The following is a 24,154-nucleotide window of genomic DNA, read 5'->3' on the forward strand; positions in this document are numbered from 1 at the left end:
GGGTCGACGGCGAAGGGGCCGCATACCCGCGCTCCCGCCGCGCGGATGGGGAGGCGCTGGAGGATGAAAGCCCAGAGGAGGAGGCCGCAGACGGTCATGGCCAGGGGGACAGCCTGCCTTGGAAGGCGATGATCGCTAAGTCGCCGCGGCGGTAGGGTTCCCGATCCCGGCGCACGGTCGCCTTCCGGCGCTTGATGGTGGTGTGCCGCAGCGCGGTGATCACCTCGTCGGCCTCCGGCTCGGGCACCTCCACCAGCGAGAAGCGCTCGGCGATGTCGATGGCCCCGATGTCGCGGCCGCTGAGCCGGGTCTCACCGGCTATGGCTCCCACCAGATCCTGCGGTCGTACCCCTGCGCTCCGGCCCATCCCGATGAAGACCCGGACCGTGCCGTCGTGGCGCGCCGGACGCCCGCGACCGGCGGCCCGCTCGGCCACCTCGGGTATCTCCGCCTCGTCGGCCGATCCGACGCTGGACTCGTGCGCCAGCCGCACCGCCGCCAGCGCGACGTCCATGACGTCGAACTCGTCGGCCAGCGGCTCGACAACCGCTCGGAATCGGTCGAAGTCGTCACCGAGAAGGGTCTCGCGCAAGGCGGCGCGCGTCAACTCCATGCGGTGCGCGAACAGGTCCGCCGCCGTCGGCACCCGCTCCACGGCGATGCGCCGCTTCGTCAGCCGCTCGATCGCCTTGATCATGCGGTGCTCGCGCGGCTCGGTCAAGGTGATCGCCGTGCCCTCGCGCCCGGCGCGCCCCACCCGGCCGATGCGGTGCACGTAGTCCTCCGGCGCGGACGGCACGTTGTAGTTCACCACGTGCGTCAGCTGCTCGACGTCGAGACCGCGGGCGGCGACGTCGGTGGCGACCACGAGGTCGACACTGCCCGCGCGCAGCCGCCGCATCACGCGGTCGCGCTGCTCCTGGCCCATACCGCCGTGGAGGGCCTCGGCCCGGTGCCCGCGCCCGTTCAGCGACTCGGCGAGCCGGTCGACCTCCTCGCGGGTGCGGCAGAAGACGAGCGCCGCGGCCGGCGATTCCAAGTCGAGAATGCGCCCGATGGCCGCCTGCTTGTGCGGCCGGGCGACCATGTAGGCGATCTGCCGCACCAGTGGCGGCTCCTCGCCGGTCCCCGCCTCCAGGCCCAGCGCCACCCGGACCGGGTCGCGCAGCTGCTTGCGGGCGACGCGGTCGATCTGGGGCGGCATCGTGGCCGAGAACATGACCGTCTGCCGGTCCTCGCCGATCTGGTCGAGGATCTCCTCGATTTCCTCGGCGAAGCCCATGTCGAACATCTCGTCGGCTTCGTCGAGCACCACTATGCCGATGTCGTGCAGGCGAAGCGTCCGGCGGCCGATGTGGTCGAGCGCCCGGCCCGGCGTGGCCACCACGATGTCCACGCCGCGGTCCAACGCCTGCAACTGGCGGCCGATCGGCTGCCCGCCGTAGATCGGCACGACGCGGACCTCCAGTTCCCGGCCGTAGCGGTGGAACGCCTGCGACACCTGCACGGCCAGCTCCCGCGTCGGGGTCAGTACCAGCGCCCCCGGGTCGGAGCCGCGGTCCTCCTCCGCCAGGCGCTGGAGCACCGGAAGGGCGAACGCGGCGGTCTTTCCGGTTCCCGTCGCGGCCTGGCCGAGCAGGTCGCGCCCGGCCAGCAGCGGCGGGATGGCCTCGCGCTGGATCGGCGTCGGCTCCTCGTACCCCAGGTCCGTCAGGGCGTGCAGCAGCTCATGACGGAGTCCCAGGTCGGCGAAGCCGATCGCTCTGGCAGAGTCCGGTGCCGTCGTCATCAGGTCGGCCGAACGTGGGCCGCCTGCTCGCCGCGATCGCCTCTCGTGACATCGAAGCTGACCCGCTGGCCCTCCGTCAGGCTTCGGTAGCCCCCGGAATCCTCGATGCCGCTGAAGTGGACGAACACGTCGTCTCGGCCCTCATCGGGTTCGATGAAGCCGTAACCCTTGCCGGCGTCGAACCATTTGACCGTGCCGGTCGGCATCTCGACTCACCGCCCCTCGTCCTCTCAGCCGCGTTGAACCGTCGCTACAGCACCTGATACCCGTTCCGCTCGATTCCATGCCCTCGGCCCGGCCCGGCATGATCGGGAGAACTTCCCCGCAGGAAGCTGAGGCGTCCGTCGATCCGGCCCGGGCGTCGGCTCGGCCCTACACGAGACCTCGCAGATTCCCAGGAACCTCACGGTGAGCATGAGGCACTCCTAGACTGTGGTCCCGTGACAGTCGAAGAGAGCCGCCACGTCCACCCGTCCCTCCGCGGGGAGTCGGTCGAGTGAGCGAGCGACGATTCCCTCGCCGCGTCTACGACCACGGCGAGGAGCCCGATCCGCGTTTCACGTTGGCGAATGAACGGACGTTTCTGGCTTGGATCCGCACTGCGCTGGCCTTCACCGCCGGTGGAGTGGCATTGGAGGCCCTGGCCGATCCGCTGCAGGAGACCCTCCGGCTCATAACCGCGCTGATCCTGATCGCCATCGGCTTCGCCCTACCGGTGCAGGCATGGGTCGGATGGTCCCGCACAGAGCGCGCCATCCGAGCCGGCCGGCCGCTCCCGGCGTCGATCTCCGCGCTCCCGATTACCATCGGAGTGATGCTGGCCAGTGTGCTCGTAGTCGTCGCCCTGCTGACCGGGCCCGCGCGATGACCCGACGGGCCGGGTCGGGCGGGCACTGGGACCCAGGGCTCCAACCCGAGCGCAACAGTCTCGCCTGGCAGCGCACCGCGCTCGGTCTCACGGCCGCCTTGGCAGTCGCGGCGCGTCTCCTTGCCGCTCCGGTTCCCTGGTTGGGTATCGTCCTGCCGATCGCCGGCCTCATCGGCGGGGTGTCCCTGTTCGCAACGGCCGGTATTCGCTCATGCCGACTCGAACGTCGACTGCGCGCCACCCCGGCCGCCGGTCCTCCCCCGGTCGCGCCAGGCGGACGACTGCTGCTGGTCACCGCGCTGCTCGCCACGGCCCTGGCCGGTGCCGGAGCCTTTCTGATCCTGGCCGTACTCGGGCGGTAGCTGAGCGCTGCTGTCGGCAACTTGCCGACCGTTCGATCGATGTACCACGCGGGCGCCGTCTTCCTACCGGGCGGCCGGGACGGTGATCGGCACCGCGGCCCGTACGACATCGGCAATTCCTCGCGCAGGTCCGTCGTACGCTCACGGCCGCCGGCGACGCGAAACCGTCCCAGCGGAGTCGAGATCGCGAAGCAGAGCGCTTCGCAGCGAGTCCGCGTCCCAATCCGATGCTTTCCGGGCCTCCCAGCCGGCATCCCCGTAGGCGCTGATCGCGTTCGCCGCCGTCTCAGGATCCAGGTCGTCGCGGAGGATCACAACCCGCTGTTCGCGCCATGCCAGTTTGGACCGGTGTCCGGGCACGTACTCGATCCCCATGTGTGGTAGCGACACTCCCTCCCCGTGCACTTGGTGAACGACGTCGATGAGCTGCTCGGGCAGATTGCGGAAGATACGGTTCTCCTTGATCTCCGGCTCGGCACCGAGCGGCAGCGGCAGCGGCTGAACCAGCGACCTGAGTTCGGCTCGCAACAGGTTGTCCTCGGCATAGATCACCATGCCGCGCATCCCTCTGGTCATGAGGATGTAATAGGCATTGCGGAGCAGCTTCTCGGCACGCCTCCGATCGTCTTCGCGAGTGCGGTATGAAGGCAGGTCGGTGTTGTTCTCGAGGACCGGAACGGCATGTGAACCGCGCCAGATCAGGTCCCGTCCGATAATGGCCCCGGCCCACTCCCATTCGAGGCCTTGAGCGGTGTGGACGCAGCCGATCTGCCTCCAGCCGCCAGTGTCCCAGGCCCAGCGCTTGGCCTCCGGACCATCTTCAGCGGCCTTCTTGAGGTTCCACTGCCGAGACCAGTCGCCGATCGTCACGCTGCCGTATCCGTCGTCAGTCGAATCCCAGCAGATGCCGGCGGTAATGCGATATCGTTCCCGCTCCTCGGCAAGGGCATGGAGAATCCGCTCTACCTCGTCGGGCTGCTCCGCGACCCAGAGTCGGAAGTCTTCCCTCTGCTCCCAAAGTCCAGGAGTCTCGGGTTCCAGACCGACAAGCCTACGGACCCAATCGACGTATGCCTTGACACCGCCCGACCGCACCTGGGTGGTGAGTTCGATCTCGAAGACGGTAACGCCTCGGCTTTCGAGGTCCTCGCGAAGGCGGTCGACCGTGCCGATCTCCGTCATCTTCACCTGCTGGTCATCATCGACGAAGAAGACGTGGACCATGGAGGTGGAGAGGATGTCGTCGATCTGGTCCGTCTCGCGGCGATGGCTCTGGAGGCTCGTGCGCTTCTCCAATCGGTGCGCTTCATCGCAGATCGAGATGTCAGCGCTGAGGCGCATCGAACGCTCGGTGATCTTCTTCTCTCGCGGGCTGCGAAAGAGCTGTTTGGCGTCGTTCGTCGTCAGACCGGAATGCCTCACCAGCGCCTCTCGAAACGCCGTCTGCCACACCCAGTAGTAGACCCCCCTACCCTGGCGAAAAGACTCGCCCGCCAGTTTCAGCGCCACCGCGGTCTTTCCCGTGCCCGGTCTACCATGCACGATCACTGCCGCCTTCCGCTCGGCAAGCGCCGCTTGTTCGGCGGCTTCAGCGACCAGCTGGTAGGCCTCCCACTGCTCGCCGAGCAGTACAAAACGGTCCTTCGCGGTCCGATCGAACTCGGCGTCCATCCGTTTGAGCAGGACCTCCGACTGTCGGACTCGGGCCTGGCGAAGCAGTCGAGCCGCCTCGGCGCTGCTCCCGGTGCTGTACCACTGTCGCAGACGGCTTCTGAGTGCTGTCTTCTCTCCGGCACCGAACATGGTCGAACCGAGTCCGTGTCGCACGTTCCGCAGCCTTGTCATGAAGTCATCGGTGGCGTTGTGCAAGAACACCATCGGCTGAAAGTACTGTCGATCGAGCACGGCGTACAGTTCGGTGAGGTAGGCGACGTGCCTGGTCGCCTGCTCCCACGGGTGGGGTTTCGACGCCGGCTTTCCGCGTTTGAAGCCCGCCATCACGCCGCCTCTGCCGCGGACTTCGAAGTCGGTCCACTGCTTGAGCTCGACCAGGGTGTACACCGGACGGCCGTGATCCGCTCCAGGTCCCGCAAGGATGACATCGGCGTGTTCCCGCCAAGGAGGCATGGCGAACTCAATGAACAGCACGACGTCTCCCAAACCGGCTGCAACGAGTTCTTCTGCCAGGGCCGGGAGGCTCTGATTCCAGGCCGAGATCTCACTTGGCTGAGGATTCTTGCGCCCCAGAATCTTGCATCGGCTCGTCAGAAGTCGTCCGAGACTCCCGTCATTTCTGGTATCGGAGAAGTCGGCGAGCAGGCCGACAGCGGTGATGTCGAACAGTGCGGACAAGTACGGATCCCCGGGGTACACGAGCTGGTCGTGTGGGTTGGGGACGTGTCCGCGGCTCTATGGCTGGAGGAAGTCCGGCGTTCCACTCTTGCTGAGGGACAAGCCTAGCGGAATCCTGTCGGCGGTGGGTCCCTCAGCCTGCCCCGGTCGAGACCTCCACCAGAGACGTCAAGAACCGCTGGGTCTCAGGATCGGCCGAGAACAGGAGTGTGCCGCGCATGCCTCGAGTCAGCAATACCTTGTAGGTATTGCGGATCAGGCGGTCGGCCTGCGTGTCGGTGACCTTCCTGGTGAGTGCCGGGTCTTTGCTGGCGCGTCGATCGGTGACCAGGCGTCCGCCACGGTAGAGCAGGTCGGGGCCGATGATCACGCCGTTGTAGTCGTATTCGAATCCCTGGGCGGTGTAGACGCATCCGACCTGACCGAACCCGCCTTCCCATGTGGCCCAGAGCGACGCGGGCGGGGCCTCGCCGACCGACCGCTCTCCGGAGACGTTCCACGGCCTCGACCAGTCGCCGATGACGACGTCCGGGACGAGAGTGTTGTCCGAGGTCGGCTTCGACCATTTCCAGCAGTATCCGGCCGTCATCCTCGCCGAGTAACCTTCCTGGCGGCGGCGTTCGAGTCGCGCCTCCAGATCCCACGGGCTACCTGCCATCGCGACCTCGAAGTGCGGGTCACCGGACCACGGAACGGGTTCGGCGCCATCGAGTCCCAGGAGGCGGAGCACCCATTCTTCATACAGCCGCGAACCGCCGCAGCGGTACTGCGCGTCGAGTTCGACCTCGCGCACGTCGAGACCCCTCGCGAGCGCGTGGGCACGGATCTCGGCGACCGTGCCCAGTTCTCCAGGGCGGACCACCTGATGCTCGTCGAGTAGGAACACCGGGACCCTGGCCGCAGAGATGAGCTCTTCGACCTGCGGACGACCGGTGCGGTCCGCAGCCTTTGTGAACCTGTTCGCCGAGGTCTCGCGGATTCGGTGTGCTTCATCGTTGATGAGCACGTCCAGGTCGTTCGGCTGGGCTTTGATAAAGCTGTTGAAGTACTTGAACAGGTTCTTCGTCCGCGTCGATCCGCGCGCGACATGGCGGCGCATGGTCTCAGTGAACGATTTCGAGCCTGTCGCGTGTACCGCCGCGTAGCCTCGGTCGGCGAGTTCGGCGAGCAAGGAGAGGGCTATGACGCTCTTGCCCGATCCCGGACCGCCGGAGACGATGACGACCTCTTTGTGGTCGGAACGACGAGATTTCTCGACCGCGTGCCTGACCAGCTCGAATGCGAGTCTCTGCTCGTCGAGCAACACGAACTGGTCGCGTCCTTTCAGCATCGGCGCGGCGTGGTCGAGCAGTTGCTTCGAAGGACGGATCCGCGCGGCTTCGAGCCTGTCGGCCGCCGCGGCGCCGGATTCCGGGGCGAAGAGTCTCACCAGGTAATCCCGCAGTTCTCCTCTGCGGCTGCCGGTGAACAGGCGCGTGGGCGCCGCTCCCACATCGTCGAGCAGGTCGAATACGTCGCCGTCCTGGGCGTGGTGCAGGTACGCGATGCTGTGCACCTGCTCAGGTTTCAGTCCGTCGGTGAAGTCAAGAAGGAAGTCGCGGTAGGTGTTCGCCTGGAGAGCGGGATGGAGCTTGGGACCGCCCTTCATACCGGGCACGAGTACGAGGTTCGGGTCATCCTCGAACACTTCGGCCGCGCTCCACTGCTTGAGCTCGACGATGACATAGCGGTCCTCGCCGTCGTGGCCGACGCCGGCGAGGATCACGTCGGCTCGTTTGCTGGTCAGTGGCAGTTGGTGCTCGATCATGACCTCGACGCCTCCCAATTCGGCGTCGGCGAGGTCCTGGACGAGCGTGGGGATGCTTCGCTCCCAGGCTCTGATCTCGCTTCGGTTGGGCTGTGCACCGAAGGCGTGCCGGTACTGCTCGGTGATCACCAGACTCAGGGCTGACGCCGATGTGAAAACGGCATCGATCGTCGTAAGACTCCGCACGGAGCGCCGCAAGACGGCCACGGACTTCCCCCAGGCACACGAATGACTCGTGCGGTATGGGGGCGTGTCCGCTCAGGTGGACGGCGGAAGCCCGGCGGGCCGCATCACAGGTACCGGAACATCGTATCTTGCAGCAGCACACTGTGTTCGCCTCAGCAGAGCGGTCATACGGACTCAGGGATGTGGAAGTCGTCGTCTCCGCTGTCAAGGCCGGCGAGAGGTCGTTCTCCGGAAGCATGTTCTGCTCGATCCAGTGGATCGCGCCGTCGTCGCGCCCGCACCAGAGCAAGCCATGGAGTCGTCATTCAGCTATGACGTGAATGTGCGAGGGGCGTCAAGAGTTGCTTTCGCATTATGGGGGTCGCTGAGGCGGGCAGCCAGGGTTGCGGCCGCCAGGTCGATCGGGAGTGCCGCACTGAATTTGAGTCCATCGACCGCCCGTGGGTCGGGTCGCGGTGCGACGATCTCTGCGGCCGACAGCGCCTCGGAGAGGTCTCGATTCGAGTACTCGGGTCGAAGGCGCAAATAGCAGTCGGTGACGCCGCTCATCGCCGCGTATCGACCCAGGGACGCCTACAGTGTCAGGTTGGCGCGGTAACCGGCCCAGGTCCACCAGCGGATCTCCGACCCGCTGCGACGGATTACCAGGCGGTCGGTGCCCAACCGATCGCTGCTGCGCTCTCGTGCCTCGGCGATCGCGCCGACGGCCCGGCGAGTGAGCTTGACTGGAGCGTCTTCGCCCAACAGCACCCGGCGAATGCCTCGCACCAGTTGGAAGGTCCTGCCCGACGGGATGCCCATGGGGTTCCAGCGGACATTGCCCTGCTCGCCCAGACCCGTCTTGACGCCCTGGCGTCCGTAGACGTTGTGTTTCTGCTGCTCGTCGAAGCGGCAGTCCAGGTCTGGGGCGGAGAGGAACACCGAAGCGGTGATGAAGAGCCTCGGAAGTTTCTTCCCCGCGCGCTGCGCCCGGTATTCCAGAAGACCCTTGAGTTCCTTCGCCTTCTGCTCAACCAGCCACTGCGGGTTCTGGACCGGCTTGCCGCGCTCGAAGTACCAGGTGGTGCCGGAGTTGACGGCTCGGCCGGGATGCGACTTGATCTCGATGAGATGGAGGCCGCCTGGTGTGGCGACGAACAGGTCGCACTCGCGGGTCCGGCCGGTCCGGCTGGTGAAGCTGAAGCTCTGCAGCGCCCAGTAGCCGGAGACCTCGGGGAGGAGCTCGCGGACGTGGTCGAGGGCCTGCTGCTCCCAGAGGTGGCCCTCCCAGTTCTTCGCCACGCTGATCTCCCTCTTCGCACTCGAGAGGCTGCTAGAACAGCTTGCCACACGACGGATCTGCCTTCGGGCCGCGAGGTGGCTGCGGATTCTCCCCGGCTCCTGGCCCCGGGCCATCGATGCGTTCACTCGGACGTCGACAGTTAGGCAATTTCCCCGAATCAATGCGATACGCGTCAAAGATCGGCCCGGTCGGTCATGACGGTTCTGTTCGGCGTCGGCGTGATGGATGCCGTGTTGACGCACGCCATAACCTCAGATCTGGATAGAGCCGGCCGCCCCCACCTGGCGACCGGCTCCGGAGGCGCTCCCGGCCCGGTCCTGGGGTCTTCTGCGGGTCGTGGAGCGGTTCGGTCGGGCGCGGCGGGACGGTGGGAGGCCTGGGGACAGTGACAACGGCATCCGGCCCGCCGCGCCCGAGTCTCTATGGGGAGTCGATGATCTTGCGCGTCTCGGCTTCGATCCAGGCGCACCAGCGGTCCCCGTTCCAGGGGCCGTGCCACTGAGGGCCGGAGGCGGGGTGGTCATGGAGGCGGCAGACTTCGGAGGGGCCGTTGCCGTCGTTGCAGTCGACGCGGTAGGCGGCACCGGTGCGGTGGACGGTGAAGATGGCCGGGCCGCGTCGAAACTCGCCGAGGTACTTGTCAGCCATTGCAGACGCGCGCCCTTCCGGTCGCGGGGCGGTCGCCGTTGTAGAAGACCATGAACGCTTTGACCTCCAGCCACTCGCGCCACTCCTCCGAAGCGGTCTTCCATTCAGGAGCCCAGGAAGCCTTGAGTTCGCGGGAGACCAGGCCCGAGATGACCAGGACGAGATCGCGGCTGTCATCGGCATAGACCTGAAAGGAGTCGGGAACGTCGGCGCTGGAGGCGCGGACGCTGAAGGTCCGGACGCCGTCACTGAACCGTCCCCGTTCCAACGAGTCTCGGCTCTCAAATCGCGATCGACTGGTGTCGGCCACTTGTCGGTCTCCTCCCGGTGTGGTGACTGGACCCCTAGCTGAACACAACGTATGCGCAGGTCAGCGGCGGACACAAGATCGTGTATGCGGACGGGAATCGGGGCGGCGGAATCCTCGCGGCGGGATTTCCGGCGGTGGAATGTCGCCGCTGCGTTGACCTTCCGTAATGTCACAGCTACTTGCCATCATGAAGCGATGGCGAACGAGAAGTTCCTCCAGCGCGAGATAGCCCGAACCCTGACGAAGTACCGCGAGAAGGCGGGTCTCTCAAAGGAAGAGGCCGTGTGGTTCCTCGGGACCTCGAAGGACATCCTCAACAGCTACGAGAGCGGCAAGCTCCAGTACATGGAGCCGGGAGTCGTCGCCAGCTGGCTCGCCGACTACGGCGCGTCGCAGGCGGTCATCGACGACGCTAAGGCCAAGGCCAAGTGGATCCGCCAGGGCAATCCTGCCAACTGGCAGGAGTCGGCGCCCGAGGGTTTCACTCGGTTCACCCAGGTCGAGCCGCTGGCCGAGACGATCGACATCCACGAGGACGCCTATGTCACCGGCCTATTCCAAACGCCGAGCTACGCCGAAGCGGTGCTCGCATCTAACCCGAACCTGACTGACGAGCAGCGTCGGACGGCGCTCGGCTTCCGCATCCAAAGACAGAGTCCGGTGTTCGAAAGACCAGGCGGGCCGCCTCGGATGCGGGTGATCCTTCCCGAAGGAGCACTGAAGGTGGTCAAAGGCACTGACATCTACGATGACCAGCTCCAGCACCTAGCGAAGCTGAACGGAATAGATAGCATCGATATCTTCATCATGCCGAGTAGCACAATCGGTCCTTCGAAGGGCTGGTCCTACGAGATCATGTCGTTCGTCGACCCGAAAGACCCTAATGTGGTCTACCAGGAAAACCTGTTCGGAGCCCAGTACGAGGCGGACAAGGCGAAGGTTGCTCGATGTCGTAGGCTTTTCTCTGCCACACTCCCGATGGCTCTACAGCTAGACGAGTGGAGAGAATCACATGCTGACCAGTGAGTGGAAGAAGGCCCAGCGCAGCGGGAACACCGGTGGGAACTGCGTCGAAGCCCGAGCTCTCCCCGGCTTGGTCCAGCTCAGGGACTCCAAGCTCGGCGAGGGTTCGCCGATCCTCGACCTCGATGCCGCAAGCTTCACTTCGCTGCTCGCCGACCTCAAGCGCTGATACTCCGCGCTGCGCCGACCCTCTGCCTGGCATACCGATCGAGGTAGGACCGCATCCGTGCCGAATGGACGAGACAAACTGACCGACCGATACGCCGAGCCGAAGGGCGAGCTCGTCGCGTACGCCACGACTGGGCCGTTCCGAGACGAATGGGATGCGGCCGTCCCGCCCGGCGACGACTTCGCGGTCACGATGTACACCGACATGTTCATCACGTCCGGCGAGACGCTGCACGGCAAGAGCCTCATCGAGCACTTCATCGACGATCGGCCGGACCTCACCGACGAGGACCGCTCCATGCTCCGGTCCTGGATCGACGGCGCGGTCACGCAGCTCTACGAAGTCCACGGCCGCAACGGCGCCGCACTCAGCTTGGCCGGCGTGCTCGATGAGCTCGACTACACCGCCGAGGTCACCATGGGCTCGTCGACGGCCCGGCGCATCGCCAAGGCGAAATACCTGTTCGCTCGCCTGCTTCCGGTCGGCGAGCTGTGGGTGCTGAGCGGCTCGCAACTCCAGTACTCGGCGAGCCAGGAACGCGAAGCGCTCGAATTGGCCGCTCAGTGGGCCATGAGCCAGCCCGAAGCGGTGTTCCGCAACCCCGAGCTGCTGGAGAAGGCTTGGGAGCTGCAACGCCACGACCGGTCGCTGTTCTGCGAGTACTTCGGCTCCGATTTGGCGGTCTTCCCGGCCGACGAAGCGCAAGAGCGTGTGGCGGAGTACTGGAAGTGGCGGTTCACCCAAGGCCGCGACGGCACCGACGTCACAGCTCCCGAAGGGCTCTTCCCGTTCGACGATGTCGACCTGATCGGGGTGGAAACCTTGGGCCTGCTCTACGACGAGGTCGAGGGGCTCTCGTTCCTGCCGGACTATGACCGGCTGCTGGAGGCCTTCGACGACCCGAGTCTGATGCGCCGCCGCATGTGGAAGACGACCGTCACCGAATACCTCGAAAGCGAGGACCTCGGCCCCGCGCCCCTGCGACGCGCGGCAGCGGCCGACCCGGCCAAGTCGGACCAGGTCTTCTCGCGCCTCTTGCGGCGCAAAGGCTTCTCGTGGGAACGCGACGGCGAGGCACTGCTTCGTCGCTACAAGCCGACCTGGTTCGAAACGGATCCGCGTCCGGCACAGATCCCGCTCAACGACCGCCTCGCCGAGGCGTTGCGAGGTAACGCCGCCGACGGCCGGTGATCGACGGGGCGCTTCAACGGTTCGAGAGCCGAAGCCCAAGTTCCAGCGGCCGCGAAGTCCGTCGCCCAGCCGTGCACGATGCGGGACCGCACCGCAGGCGGGCACCGCATCACCGAGCAGAGCGACTAGAAAGCGACTGAGGCAGTGGATGAGAACAATGGCGGGCCGGCTTCGCCGGACCGCACGCGCCGGACGAGCCGGCGATTCCTCGTGCTCGGAGGCATCAGCGCAGTCGTGCTCGGCCTCTTGGCGTACCTGGCCGTAGCCTGGACCGGCCGAGGCGACGCGGAGGACCCCGGCGAGACGGTCGCTACTACGGAGGATCCAACCGCCGGTCCGAGCGCGGCGGCGAGCTCGCAGCCGATGCCGCCGAACGCCCTGTTCCTGGTCGAGTGGCCCGAAGGCCAATGCGACGAGCTGACGGAGCTGCTTGCGCCGTCCGAGCACGTGGGACCGGAATCCATCTTCGAGCACATCGACGAGTTCGGAGCGGTTGTCGCGCCACGGTGTACGTTCCGGGTCGAGGACGAATACACCATGGCGACGGCCGGTGAACCCTACTTCTGGTTCCAGATCGATGTCGAGATCGGCAGCCCGGAAGCGTTCTCGGCTTCCGATCCCGAATTGTTCCAGCAGTTGGACGCCCACCCATCCGAACTCGACCCGGCCGACTGGCAATTCCACCTCAAGGACCGGGGCCAACGCGAGGTGCCGGTCGATTGCACCGAGGACGACAATGGGTGCGTCGCCGACGAAGAGGCGACGGTTCAGGCGGAGTACTTCGAGTTCTGGGCCGCCTACGGCAACCTCTACGTGGAATTCCACGTCAACTTCTACAACGCGGACACCGCCGAGGGGTTGTCCGAGCAGGCGGCGGGGATGTACGGAGAAGTCTTCGAGCTGCTTGCGGCATCGATACCGCAAGAGCGGGACTGACCGAGACGATCGACGTCTGAGGATGTGGTGGATACGTCGTCCGGAGTCCTCTGTGAGAATGGGGACATGTCCACACCCCTTGACCTCGTCGAAGCAGGCATGGCCGTGCTCCGCGACTACGCGGCGCGCGGCGAGACGCTCAGCTACGGCGACTTGAATCGAGAACTCGGCGCCCCGTTCCGACACGGCGGCAACTTCCCCGGTCAGATCGGGCGGCTCTGCGACGACATCAACACGCACCATGAGGCGGTGACCGGGCTGTCGTTCATGATCTCCGTGCTCGTCCACAACGGCGACACCCGGCAACCCGGTCCCGAGTTCTTCGCGCTGGCCGATCGGCTCGGAGCACTGCCCGCCACTGAAGACGGTGAGGCCAAGCGCCGCTTCGTGGCCGATCAGCTCGCCGCGGTATTCGCTTACTACGGGAGCTCCGACCGGATCGCGTCGTCCATGGCAGGGGTGGAGATCCGTCCGGTGAGAGACGAGGAGCTGGAGGCCGTCGCCGGTCTGCGGTGGCGTTGGGAGTCAGAGCTCCCGCCGGGGCCGGCGGTGGAACGAGAAGAGTTCGTGACCCGGTTCGTCGAGTGGGCGCGAAGCAACGCCGAGACCCACCGCTGCTTCGTGGCGGTCCGCGATACGACCGTCATCGGCATGGTCTGGCTGGCCGTGAGCGGGCGGGTGCCGACACCGATATCGCTCGATCGCGCCGCCGGCGACCTGCAGTCCATGTACTTGGTGCCGGAAGAACGCGGCAAGGGATTCGGAAACCGACTGGTCGAAGCGGTGATCCGCCAGGCTCGGGAGGACGGGTTGATGCGGGTCACCGTACATGCCGGCGGCAGCGTGATCCCGTTCTATGCCCGCCACGGTTTCGAGACCCCGCCGAACTACATGACGGTCGAACTCCGATAAGCGCCGATGTCGGGGGTCGGTCGATCCCGACCGCGGAAGCGGCGTCTCGCCTCATCACTTGAGCTCGACCGCGATCGTGGACATAGGAAGGCGCCCCCGGAACCGAGACCGACCATCCGCTGCGGTCGGTGTCATTCACGCAGTCTCCGGCATGAATTCTGGGGCCCGCCCTCGTGCCAATCCTGCATCACTGCGTCGAAGGCGGCCGGACAGTCAGGGTCCGTACGCCTCGGGGTGGCCTTGATCGAGTGCGCGCACACTATCCGCTGGCCTGCACGGCCTCTGCTCCCTGGAGCCTTGCCCGGTCGGCCGCGGCACGGCCGGCGATGTGGCCTTCGTAGTCACTGATGCGCGTGGAGGCCTGCATCGTCAAGTTCGGGAACAGTTCCTCGGTCTTGGCGTCCACTGCCTCGCGCCGCAAGCGCATCACCGGGACCAGGTCGGTCCCGGTCTCATCGGCCACCTCGCGGACGGTCGCCTCGGCGGACTCGGCCAGCCGCTCGCCGATGCGAACCGCGAAGGAGGCCAGGAACGACTGGCGGAACGACCGGGTCCGCGACCTGCCGGTCCTGTCCCGCTTCGACCCCGCCCGAGCCATCGCGGAGGTCGCCTGCACCAGCAGCGAGTTGTACAGCAGCTCCACCGAGCGCAGGTTCGTGGCACCGCCAACCACGGTCGCGAAGCCGGCGGTCGGCGAGTACACCGACCGGCATCCGTTGGCGTCGGCCACCACGTGCAGCAGCTCGGACTTCGGCTTCTCGTAGGGCTTCTCGATGTAGACCCGCACGGCCGCGGCCTCCAGAGCCGCGTCCGGAGACTCGGCCAGCAGCGCTTCGTTGATCGAATGCCGGGCGATGAGCTGCTGGGCCTTCGCGGTGAACGCCTCGGCTTCGGCGTCGGAGTCCGTCGATTCGGCCTTGGCCAGCAGCGCCCGGATCTTCTCATACACTTTGGACGATTCTGCGCCGCCGCCCCGGACCTCGGCCCGACGGCTGCCGGGGCGCGGCTGCACGAGCGGGATCGGTTGGAGGTCGGCGAGCGTGTACAGCGCCTCCAAGAGCGCGGCCAAAGCCGCAACTCGGGCGGGACTCTCAAGACCGGACAGGGCCTCAGTGGCCGAGGCCGACGGCGAGCGTTCGGCCAGCGTCTCCCGCTGCGCGCTCCACTGGTCGCTCAACTGCGCCTCCGCATAGCGCCGCAGCTCGGAGCGCATGAGCGTCGCGGCGGCGGCCTTGACGGCAGCGCTGGCGCACTCTTTGGACAGCAGACTGAGCACGTCCATGGGCATCCAGCCGCGATCCCACGCCTGTCCGACCGCTTCCTCGGCGAGCGCGTCGATCGCGGCGGCCACCGCCTCGGGCCAGCGGGCGGTCGGCATCCGGCGGTACAGCAGCCGCGCCGACTCCTCCCAGGCCGGGGCATCGCACTCGCCGCAAGGGCAGGAGTCGGCCATGATCTGGACGAGGAAGAAGCGCGCCTGGACCACCAGTTCCTCCCAGGTGAAGGCGCCCCGATTCGGCTCCTGGCGGGTGAAGGCTCCCCGGTCCGACGCTCGGTCCCTCGTTCGGCGCTTGAGCTTCTCCCGCGACTTGGCCTTGCGTCGCTGCCGGTTCTCCCGTCCCATGCCGCACCTCCTGGCTCGCTCTGCCCGGTCCAACGGTCGAAGCCGAGCTCAGTAACGGCCGCGCTCCGGTGAAGCACGCTACCGAGGGCTTCGAGGCAGGGCCGACGCGGCTCGGGCGTCATGATCCGTGGCCGCTTTCACAAGCCAGATCGATGGCGGCCGCGATGGCTTCATCGACGCGGTCTTGGAACAAGGTCCCACCTTCACCATGATTCGGAACAAGGCTTGCGCGACTACGCCGAGCGGCTCGTCCGGGGCGGGCTTTCCCGAGGCGGTGGCGCGGACGGCGAACCGCCGCGGCCGTTTCTTCGACTCCTACGTGTCGGACCTTCCGCCAGGACAAAGGACTGCGGCACCTCGCCGACAGGCTCGGCATCGCCGCCATCGGGAGGCGGAGGCACCCTGAGCCCGCGCGTACGACCTGTCCGCCCGGCCGCGGCCGGGCCGACCTCGCCCGCGCTGATACCGTAATTGAGGTTCGCTTCCATTCTGTGACCGGAAGACCTCGATGCCGCTGTGACCGACTCCGAGAACTACGCGTTCGGGCTGAACGCCGTCGGACTCGACGACCGCATGCGGCTGTTCAGCTTCATCACCTCCCCCGAGCGCCACGACTACCTGTGGCTGCTGCGCGCCATCGACCGCGCCCGGGCGAACTACCAGGTGGTGCTGTCCACCGAAGCGGTCGCCCAGGCGCTCGACGCGCTCGCCGAGGGCGGTGTCGGCTGCCCCCGCAGCGATGAAATGGAGCTGGCCGCCCGGCTGGACGCGCTCGACGACTGGGGCGTACTCGACCGAACCCAGGACGCGGCCAGGGCCGCCACGCTCGCGGAGTACCGGCGGCGCCACTCGGTCTACCAGTTCACCGAGGCCGGGCACCGGGCCTTCACCGCCGTCGAGTCGGTGCTCGGCGCGAAGATGGAGGAGACCTCCCTGTCGCGCACGGTGTTCGCGGACCTGCTGGAGGACCTCGAGCAGTTGGCCTCGGCCAATCGCGGCGGCGACGGCGAGACGGTCCTGCGGCGGCTGCGCCGCATCGACTCCTCGCTGAACGAGGTCGCCGAGCAGGCCGCCCGGTTCTACGCCATGATCGGAGACCTCACCCGCACCACCGAAGTCAATGCGGCGATCTTCCAGACCCACAAGGACGCGCTCATCAGCCACCTGCGGGACTTCCACAACGAGCTCCAGCGGTACTCGCCGCTGCTGCACGAGGCGGCGTTCGCGGTCGAGGAGACGGGGATCGACCGGCTGGTGGAGACCGCGGCCGAGCACGACGACCGGCCGTTCGCGACGCTCGCCGACCGCCTGACGGACTGGCATCGGCGCTGGGAGGGCGTCAAGGCGTGGCTGGCGCCGCCTTCGACGGAGCTGGGATCTGAAGTGGACAGGCTCTCGCACGCCACGTTCAACGCCATTTCCGACATCACCGGGATGGTCCGCCAGCTCGCCGACGCCCGGCGCGGCGGCGTCAGCCGCGAGTCGCAGCTGCGGCACCTGGCGGCGTGGTTCGTGAACGCGCCCTCGATGGAGGCCGCGCACGCGCTGTTCGACGTGGTGTTCGACCTGGGCGGCCCTATGCACGTCAACCGCCCCTATGAGGAGCCCGAGAACCACGCCACCTCGGCGTCGTGGTGGGACACCGATGCGGTCGAGCTGTCGAAGACCCTGCTCGAGAAGGGCCGCGGCACCGGCGGCCGCGACACGCGCGGCGCGAAGGTCAGGCGCGACGAGACCGCACGGCTGCGGCTTCGCGAACGGCAGATGGAGGACCTGCGCCGCGACCACGAGGCGGCGCTGTCGATGGCTGACCAGGCCCGTGACGGCTTCGCGGGCGCGGTCCTGGACGAGCGCCAACTCGGTGTGCTGCTGAGCCTGGTCGACAAGGCCGTTTCCGATCGACGCGGCCCGCTGCGGCACACCGTCTCGGCCGTCTCCAACGGCGTCCGGCTCTCGCTCACGCCCGCCGACGGCGACACCGTGGTGTCGGCCAAGAGCGGCACGCTGCGCCTGGCGGGCCTGGCGCTCGCGGTCGAGCGGGTGAAGACCCGATGAGCCGGTACGCGCGGGAGATCTCGGACTACCAGCTGTCCGACTACCAGCAGGCGGTTCGGGCACTGCTGAAGCACCCGTTCATCACCGCCTCGTTCCCCGACCGCAGGACCATCGGCCGCGTCCGGCAGTTCTCCGAGACCCTCGCCCGCGACCTGCGGGAAGCCTTCGGGTACCAACTGGTGCTCCGGGGCGACACGGCCCGGCTCCTGCGAGTCAAGGACCGACTCGACGCCTCCCAGAGCGCGCGCACCCGGACCGGCCGCGCCTTCGACCGCCGCCGGTACGCCTACCTGTCGCTGATCACGGCAGTGCTGGCGCGCTGCGGCGCCCAGACCACCGTGAAGGAACTCGCCGCGCTGCTCAAGGCCGACGCCAACCGCATCATCGCGCTCGGATTCGACGAGGTCGACTACCAGCACCGGCGCGCGTTCGTCGACGCCGTCGGCTGGCTGGAGGAGCGCACGGTGATCCACGCGGCCGACGGTTCCTCGGAGGCGTGGGCGTCGAACCCGGACGAGCAGGACGCGCTCTACGACGTGGACCGCGACGCCCTGTTCGCGCTATGGCGCTCCCGAGTCATGCTCCAGTCGGTTTCCAGCGTGGACGAACTGCTCGGGGAACGCGTCGCCACCGACTCGGATTCGGTGCTCAAGGAGCGGGCCGGCCAGGCCGCACGCCGGGCCGTCGCCGAGCAGCCGGTCGCCTACTTCGCCGAGCACCCCGAGCAGGTCGTCAACCATTTGCGCGGCAGCGCGATCGCCGAGGACTTGCAGCGGCTGACGGGTCTGGTCTTCGAGCGCCGTCGCGAGGGCGTGCTGCTGGTCGACACGGCCCGGATGAGCGTGGAGGCGTTTCCGCGCGAAGGCTCCTTGGCGAACGCCGCGCTGCTGCTGCTGGTCGCCTGCTGCGACCTCGTCGTCGACCCGGACTCGGCGACCGGCGAGGTGGAGGTCACGGCCGTGTCCGGGAAACGGCTGCGGCGCGAGATCGACGAGGCCATCCCGGCCGACTCCGGATTCGATGCCGGCGGCGAAGCAGCCGCGCCCGACGCTCCGGGCTCTGGAACCGCTGCACGGCCGTTCCTGCCGGACGAGGCCGTGCACGACGTGTTCGGCGAGATCCTGAGCCGGTACGCCAAGAACTTCGGGCGAGACCACCACGAGGCGCCGATGCGGCTGCTGCGCGAGGCTATCGACCTGCTCGAGCGGTTCCGGCTGGTCAGCCGCGTCGAAGGCGGCATCGCCCTCGAGCCGCTGGCGGGCCGCTACCGCAACACCGTCTTCCGGGAGGAGCACCAGCGCGCATGACCGAATCGCATTTCGTCCCCACTCGGGCGGGGATCATCGGACTGTGGGACTACGCCGACGAGGAGTTCGTCTTCGCCGACGGCTGGCTGGTGCTGCGCGGCCCCAACGGATCGGGCAAGACCAAGGCGCTGGAGCTGCTGTTCCCGTTCCTGCTGGACGGCAACATCTCCCCCAGGCGGCTCAACCCCTTCGCCTCCCAGGACCGCACGATGAAGTCCAACCTGCTGTTCGGCGGCAAGGAGAACGGGCTCGGCTACGTGTGGATGGAGTTCTCCGACGGCGCCCGGCACGTCACCATCGGGATCGGCCTGCGGGTCAACAAGCACCAGGACCGGCCCAAGCGGTGGCACTTCGTCGTCGAAGGACGCGTCGGCCTCGACTTCGGACTCATCGCCGCCGACGACCGGGTCTGCAACCGCAAGGAGATCATCGCCCAGATCGGAGCGGGCGCGGTGGTCGACGAGCCACGCGAATACCGCGAGCGGGTCAACGCGGCGCTGTTCGGCCTGGACGCCGAGCGGTACGAGCAGATGCTCGAACTGATCCTGACACTGCGCAGGCCGCAACTGGCGAAGGAGCTCAACCCCGAGACGCTCTCGGACACCCTGGCCGAGGGCCTGCGCCCGATCGACGAGCAACTCGTCGTCGACGCCGCCAAGTCCTTCGAGGACATGGAGGCGGTGGCGAAGACGCTCGGGAGCCTGCGCGCCGCCGACGAGCAGGTCGGCGACTTCCTGACCCGGTACACCACCTATGTCAGGGCACACGCGAAGCTGGCCGTGGAGGGCGTCGACGGCCGCCTCACGGCGGTCGAGACCGCCCTGGCAGCGGAGACCGAAGCCGAGCGGGCCGCTCATACGGCTCGGGACGAGCTGCGGCGACTGAGCGAGGAGGCCGAGGCCGCCGATGAACACGTCGGCGAGTTGTCCGGCGAACTCCAAGGGCTCAAGGAATCAGCGGCCTACCGAGACCGCCTCGAACTGGAGGACCTGCGCACCTCGGTCGAGTCCTCCAAGGAGCAGGCGAGCGTGCTCGCCGACGAGGCCCGGCACCGCGCCGAGGAGCTTGCGGAGGCCGAAGACGAAGCCGAAGCACTCGCCGAGCAGACCGAAGCCGCCACGTCCACCGTGGAGGCCCAATCGGCGAAGACCGCGGGTTTCGCCGAGCGCGGCGGCCTCGAATGGGGTTTCACCGACGAGTCCGAACGGTTGCGCCGCAGTGCCGCGTCGGCCGCCGAACAGCGGCGCGGCGACATCCGCCACGTCTCCGAGGCCGGCGAAGCACTCGACCAGGCCACCTCGCAGCGCCGGACGGCCGAAGCGCAAGCCGAAGCCGCCGAGGCGAACCTCGAAGCGGCCACCGGAGCGCTGACGGACGCGCACGCGGCGGTCACCGCCGAACGCCGAGCGCTCGAACGACACCTCGACGAATGGGCCCGCGAGCACCGCGACGCGCTCGGGGCCGACCTGCGCGAGGCGGCGGCCTCCTGGTCCGCCGAAGCCGACGCCGAAACCGCGGCACATCTGCGCGAGGCGGCGACCGAACGCACCCGCGAAGCCCGGGAGGCGATCGAGCGGCGCATGCGCGACCTCAGCGTCCGCCTCGGCGGGGTCGAGGACGCGATCGAATCGAAACGCGGCGAGTGGGAGCGGATCAGAGACGAGCACGACGAAGCGCCCGACACGCCGCGCTGGCGCAGTCCGGGTCGCGAGGCACGGTCCGGCGCGCCGCTGTGGAGATGGGTTCGGTTCAAGGACACCGTCGACGATCGGGAGGCCGCCGCCATCGAGGCCGCGCTCGAAGCGTCCGGGATCCTCGACGCCTGGCTCGGCGACATCGGGGACGCCTCCGACCAGTCCCTTCGACCGCTGCCCGGCGGCTCACGGCCGACAGGAGCGACCCTCGCCGACTACCTGACGTGCGAGGACACCGCCGACACCGCCTTGGTCCAAGCGGTGCTCGAATCGATCGCCGTCCGCAACCCCGAAGACGACCGCGCGGCGTACTCCATCGTCGACCCGGCCGGGCGCTTCGCGCACGGCGCCGTCACCGGGCACGCCGGCAAAGCGGCCCCGGAGTTCATCGGCGCCACCGCCCGGCAGCGCCGCCGCGAACGGCGCATGCGGGAACTCCAGGCGGAGATCGAGCAGTTGCGGACCGAGGCCGGTGAACTCCGGGACGGCGTCGCCGCGTGCGAGGCCCAGATCCGGGCGATGGACGACGCACTGCGGGCCATGCCGCCTGTGGCCGACCTGGTGCGGGCGCTGAACAACGTCACCGGTCGCGAACTGGTCCGCGCCGAGCGGGCCGGGGACCTGGAGAGCGCCGAGAAGACACTGGAAGCGGCGGTGGCGCGGCAGCACGGTGCGGCGCAGCGGCTCCAGGAGACCGAGCGGCGGCACGAGCTCGCGCGCGGCGACCTCGAGTCCGTGCGCCGGGCCGTCGCCGACTTCGAAGGATCGGTCACCGAGCTGCTGTTCGCGATGCGAACCCACGCGGACCTGAGAGGAAGGCTCGAACAGCAGCAGACACGGCTGACCCGCCTCGCCCCGAGCGTCGCCTCCATGCAGACGAAGGCCAAAGCAGCCGAAGAAGAGCACCGGCGGCTGCGGTCGCGGCTGGAGGCGATCGAGCGGAACCTCGACGCCGACACCGCCACCGTGTTCGAGCAGATCACCGCACTCGGCGCCAAGATCGACCAAGCGAAGCGGACCTCCCAGGACGCCGAGCGGCGCCGCGAGGCGGCCGTGCGGGCCGAGAGCCGCGCCATCGCCGAAGCCGAGGCCGCCGCCGGACGCACCGTCGACGCCATCGGCGAGGCCCGCACGGCGAGCTTCGCGCTGCGACCGTTCTGCGACGACGACCTGCTCGGCATCCTCGGCTGCCCGACCGGTCACCGCTGGCCCGAGGCCGACCTCGATCCGCCGAAAGCGGTACTCCCCACGGCCGTCGCCGCGCTCCTCGCCGACCTCCGCTCGGCCACATCGGACGTACAGGCCACCGAGAACAGCGCCAAGGCCGCCACCACCATCGTCACCACCCGGCTCCAGGAGATCTTGGCGCAGCTGCCCGCGACCGGGCTCGACCACCACCTCCGCTGGGACAACGCCGGCGGCATCATCACCGTCGAGGTCGACACCGACGAAGGCCGGCAGGCCGTCGGCCACTACGGGCAGTGGCTGCACCACCAGCGCGAGGAGCAGGAGCTGCTACTCACCGAGAAGGAACAGCACGTCCTCGAGGACGCCCTGCTGACCTCGCTGACCGGGCAGATCCACCAGCGCGTCATCGAATCGAGGGACCTGGTCGAGCAGATGGACGAGGCGATGCGCGAACGCCGCACCTCCTCGGGCCTGCGGCTCGGCGTCTCGTGGCTGCTCAAAGACTTCGACCCGGCCGAGCGAGAACTGTTCGGCCTGTTCAACGCCGCCCCCGCGAAACTGTCGACGATGATGCCGCAGATCCGCAAGTACTTCGCCGACCGGATCAAGCAGGAACGCGCCCGCCGCGGACCGGAGACGACCTACCGGGACCTGCTCGCCGAGATCCTCGACTACCGCAGGTGGCGCAAGTTCGAATTCACGCTCCTGCGACCCGACGGACAGAAGCAGCGGCTCACCAAACGGGTGCATTCGCAGCTGTCGGGCGGCGAGCAGTCGGTCGCCCTTCATCTGCCGCTGTTCGCCGCCGCGAACGCCGTGTTCGGCTCGGCGGCCGAGCACGCGCCGCGCATGATCGGACTCGACGAGGCCTTCGCCGGAGTCGACGAGAAAGGACGCGGCGAGCTGATGAGCCTGGCCGCCGAGTTCGACCTCCAGATGGTCATGACCGGCTTCGACCTGTGGGCGACCTACCCGCAGGTGGCCGGGGCGGCGCACTACTCGCTGAGCCACGACGAGGCGACCGCGACGGTCTCGGCGATGCTGATGGTGTGGAACGGCGCACAGGACACCGAGACCCACGACTACGACGGCTCGCTGGCCGCGTCACTCGGATCGCCCGGGACGAGGCAGGTACCGAATGAAGGTTGAGCCAGGCCCCGAATGGCGCCGGCTGCTGAAGGCGGCCGCTGCGGCGATGGAGCGAGAGGCGGCCAGCTTCTCCGTCAGCGACCCCGAGACGGCCGAACGGCACCTGATCATCGGCATCACCGGCAGGCACCGGCGTGCGTCCCAGCGCACGCTGCGCGTGAGCATCGCGGAACTGGAAACCCATGTCGCAGCCGAGTTCGGCGTCGATCTGAAGGCGCTGATCCTCGCCGAACTCGGCATCGAGGTCGGGGCCGCGCGCCGTCGCCGCCTCGAACGGGAGGCGGGCGTGGGGCGGCTCCTCGCCGAAGCCGAAGACTCGTCGCTGTCGGGCTCCGCCTGGTTCGGGTCCTGGCTCCAGGCACTGCGGTCGAACGGCACACTCGCGGAACTCACGCGCGACGGCGAGAGCCTCGCACCGGTCGTGCGGGTATTGGAGGCGTTGCCGGTCGACGACGTCCCCATGCCGGTGCTCGCCGAACGCATGCTGGGCGACACGAAGGCGCTCGCCTCCGGGCGCTCGCGCGGCATGCTGCTGCGGGCGCTGGCGCTCTGGCGCGGCGTCGATCACCCCGAGGACACCGCAAGCGAGCGGGAACTGCTCGAGTGGGCGGGGATCGTCTCCGACGACATCGCCAGTCAGGCACTGGTCCTCAACATGCCGATCACCGGCGGCATCGTCGGCGAATGGATGCGATCGGCGCGCGGCATCCCGTTCAGGCTCACGCTCCAGCAGCTTCGACGGGAACCGCTCTCCGTGGCCGCGCCGACGGTTCGGGTCGTGGAGAATCCGTCGATCCTGCGCGCAGCCGCGGACGCCTTGGGCCCCGATTGCCCTCCGATGGTGTGCACCGAGGGGGTGCCCTCCGCGGCGGTGTACCGGCTCTTGGGGGCCGCGAGCGGCGCCCGACTGCTGTGGAGGGCCGACTTCGACTGGTCCGGGCTCCGCATCGTCGAGCGCGGGCTCGCCAGGTTCCCCGGCTCCGAGCCGTGGCGCATGTCGGCTGCCGATTTCCAAGCCGGCGCGAAGGGGGTCGAACTGCGGGGCAAACGCGTCGAGGCTTCTTGGGACGAGAGGTTGAGCGAGCTCATGGACGCCGCAGGGCGAGCGGTCATGGAGGAGAGCCTCCTCGAAGTGCTCCTCCAAGACCTGCGTCTCGACACAGTGCGCTCACGGTCGTACAGCGATTGACCAGTGCGTTCGCTGAGAGCATGCTTGGTCCCGACGCGGTGAATCGGTCTTGACCGGCGAGTCCTACCTCGCGTCATCAGGGTCGTCGAGGTGGCGGCACCGTGGAAATGGGT

19 protein-coding genes are annotated in these 24,154 nt (G+C 68.0%); 11 read left to right on the forward strand and 8 right to left on the reverse strand.

What is annotated here, in order from left to right; translation table 11 throughout:
- Positions 1 to 94 precede the first annotated feature (94 nt).
- Entirely contained in the window at positions 95 to 1,789 is a 1,695-nt protein-coding gene (locus ACYVL2_RS12795; protein ID WP_460543846.1) for a DEAD/DEAH box helicase, read from the reverse strand.
- Positions 1,789 to 1,995: a cold-shock protein gene (locus ACYVL2_RS12800; RefSeq protein WP_460543849.1), complete on the reverse strand. Its 207-nt coding sequence runs from the start codon at positions 1,993 to 1,995 to the stop codon at positions 1,789 to 1,791. Before ACYVL2_RS12800 ends, ACYVL2_RS12795 begins: the two co-directional genes overlap by 1 nt.
- 290 nt (positions 1,996 to 2,285) lie before the next feature.
- On the opposite strand from ACYVL2_RS12800, the gene ACYVL2_RS12805 reads away from it, so the two are divergent.
- A complete protein-coding gene (locus ACYVL2_RS12805) occupies positions 2,286 to 2,657 on the forward strand; it encodes a YidH family protein (RefSeq protein WP_460543852.1) in 372 nt (123 codons plus the stop codon).
- Positions 2,654 to 3,019 (forward strand): DUF202 domain-containing protein, encoded by a 366-nt coding sequence (locus tag ACYVL2_RS12810; RefSeq protein ID WP_460543856.1) that lies wholly within the window; start codon positions 2,654 to 2,656, stop codon positions 3,017 to 3,019. The genes ACYVL2_RS12805 and ACYVL2_RS12810 overlap by 4 nt, the downstream gene beginning before the upstream one ends.
- Before the next feature lie 141 nt (positions 3,020 to 3,160).
- Here ACYVL2_RS12810 and ACYVL2_RS12815 read toward each other — a convergent pair whose 3' ends face one another.
- The 5 genes from ACYVL2_RS12815 to ACYVL2_RS12835 form a co-directional block, all read right to left on the reverse strand.
- Positions 3,161 to 5,371, reverse strand: coding sequence for a DNA/RNA helicase domain-containing protein (locus ACYVL2_RS12815; protein WP_460543860.1), 2,211 nt, complete (start codon positions 5,369 to 5,371; stop codon positions 3,161 to 3,163).
- A 133-nt stretch (positions 5,372 to 5,504) separates the two neighbouring features.
- Positions 5,505 to 7,385, reverse strand: a complete 1,881-nt coding sequence (locus ACYVL2_RS12820; RefSeq protein ID WP_460543863.1) for a DNA/RNA helicase domain-containing protein — start codon at positions 7,383 to 7,385, stop codon at positions 5,505 to 5,507.
- Positions 7,386 to 7,937: 552 nt separating this feature from the next.
- Positions 7,938 to 8,645, reverse strand: a complete 708-nt coding sequence (locus tag ACYVL2_RS12825; RefSeq protein WP_460543866.1) for a nuclease-related domain-containing protein — start codon at positions 8,643 to 8,645, stop codon at positions 7,938 to 7,940.
- A gap of 421 nt (positions 8,646 to 9,066) precedes the next feature.
- Entirely contained in the window at positions 9,067 to 9,294 is a 228-nt protein-coding gene (locus ACYVL2_RS12830) for a hypothetical protein (protein ID WP_460543870.1), read from the reverse strand.
- A complete protein-coding gene (locus ACYVL2_RS12835; RefSeq protein ID WP_460543873.1) occupies positions 9,287 to 9,562 on the reverse strand; it encodes a hypothetical protein in 276 nt (91 codons plus the stop codon). The genes ACYVL2_RS12830 and ACYVL2_RS12835 overlap by 8 nt, the downstream gene beginning before the upstream one ends.
- Before the next feature lie 237 nt (positions 9,563 to 9,799).
- On the opposite strand from ACYVL2_RS12835, the gene ACYVL2_RS12840 reads away from it, so the two are divergent.
- The 5 genes from ACYVL2_RS12840 to ACYVL2_RS12860 all read left to right on the forward strand — a co-directional run bounded on the left by ACYVL2_RS12840 (position 9,800) and on the right by ACYVL2_RS12860 (position 13,835).
- Positions 9,800 to 10,630, forward strand: coding sequence for a helix-turn-helix domain-containing protein (locus ACYVL2_RS12840; protein ID WP_460543876.1), 831 nt, complete (start codon positions 9,800 to 9,802; stop codon positions 10,628 to 10,630).
- Positions 10,617 to 10,796 carry a DUF397 domain-containing protein gene (locus ACYVL2_RS12845; protein WP_460543879.1) on the forward strand — a complete coding sequence of 60 codons (180 nt, stop codon included), beginning with the start codon at positions 10,617 to 10,619 and terminating at the stop codon, positions 10,794 to 10,796. Before ACYVL2_RS12840 ends, ACYVL2_RS12845 begins: the two co-directional genes overlap by 14 nt.
- Positions 10,797 to 10,853: 57 nt before the next feature.
- Complete coding sequence (locus ACYVL2_RS12850) at positions 10,854 to 11,987, forward strand: hypothetical protein (protein WP_460543881.1); 1,134 nt, start codon at positions 10,854 to 10,856, stop codon at positions 11,985 to 11,987.
- A gap of 246 nt (positions 11,988 to 12,233) precedes the next feature.
- Positions 12,234 to 12,923 (forward strand): hypothetical protein, encoded by a 690-nt coding sequence (locus ACYVL2_RS12855; RefSeq protein ID WP_460543883.1) that lies wholly within the window; start codon positions 12,234 to 12,236, stop codon positions 12,921 to 12,923.
- A gap of 66 nt (positions 12,924 to 12,989) precedes the next feature.
- Positions 12,990 to 13,835, forward strand: coding sequence for a GNAT family N-acetyltransferase (locus ACYVL2_RS12860; protein ID WP_460543885.1), 846 nt, complete (start codon positions 12,990 to 12,992; stop codon positions 13,833 to 13,835).
- A 259-nt stretch (positions 13,836 to 14,094) separates the two neighbouring features.
- Here ACYVL2_RS12860 and ACYVL2_RS12865 read toward each other — a convergent pair whose 3' ends face one another.
- A complete protein-coding gene (locus ACYVL2_RS12865; RefSeq protein ID WP_460543887.1) occupies positions 14,095 to 15,459 on the reverse strand; it encodes a DUF2786 domain-containing protein in 1,365 nt (454 codons plus the stop codon).
- A 516-nt stretch (positions 15,460 to 15,975) separates the two neighbouring features.
- Between ACYVL2_RS12865 and ACYVL2_RS12870 the strand changes: the two genes are divergently transcribed.
- Genes ACYVL2_RS12870 through ACYVL2_RS12885 form a run of 4 tightly spaced genes read left to right on the forward strand, consistent with a single transcriptional unit; the run spans position 15,976 to position 24,041 of the window.
- A complete protein-coding gene (locus tag ACYVL2_RS12870) occupies positions 15,976 to 17,514 on the forward strand; it encodes a DUF2397 domain-containing protein (RefSeq protein WP_460543889.1) in 1,539 nt (512 codons plus the stop codon).
- A complete protein-coding gene (locus ACYVL2_RS12875; protein ID WP_460543891.1) occupies positions 17,511 to 18,821 on the forward strand; it encodes a TIGR02678 family protein in 1,311 nt (436 codons plus the stop codon). The genes ACYVL2_RS12870 and ACYVL2_RS12875 overlap by 4 nt, the downstream gene beginning before the upstream one ends.
- Positions 18,818 to 22,852 carry a TIGR02680 family protein gene (locus tag ACYVL2_RS12880; protein ID WP_460543893.1) on the forward strand — a complete coding sequence of 1,345 codons (4,035 nt, stop codon included), beginning with the start codon at positions 18,818 to 18,820 and terminating at the stop codon, positions 22,850 to 22,852. Before ACYVL2_RS12875 ends, ACYVL2_RS12880 begins: the two co-directional genes overlap by 4 nt.
- A complete protein-coding gene (locus ACYVL2_RS12885) occupies positions 22,842 to 24,041 on the forward strand; it encodes a TIGR02679 family protein (protein ID WP_460543895.1) in 1,200 nt (399 codons plus the stop codon). Before ACYVL2_RS12880 ends, ACYVL2_RS12885 begins: the two co-directional genes overlap by 11 nt.
- Positions 24,042 to 24,154 lie beyond the last annotated feature (113 nt).

It is taken from the genome of Glycomyces halotolerans, from assembly GCF_054779575.1.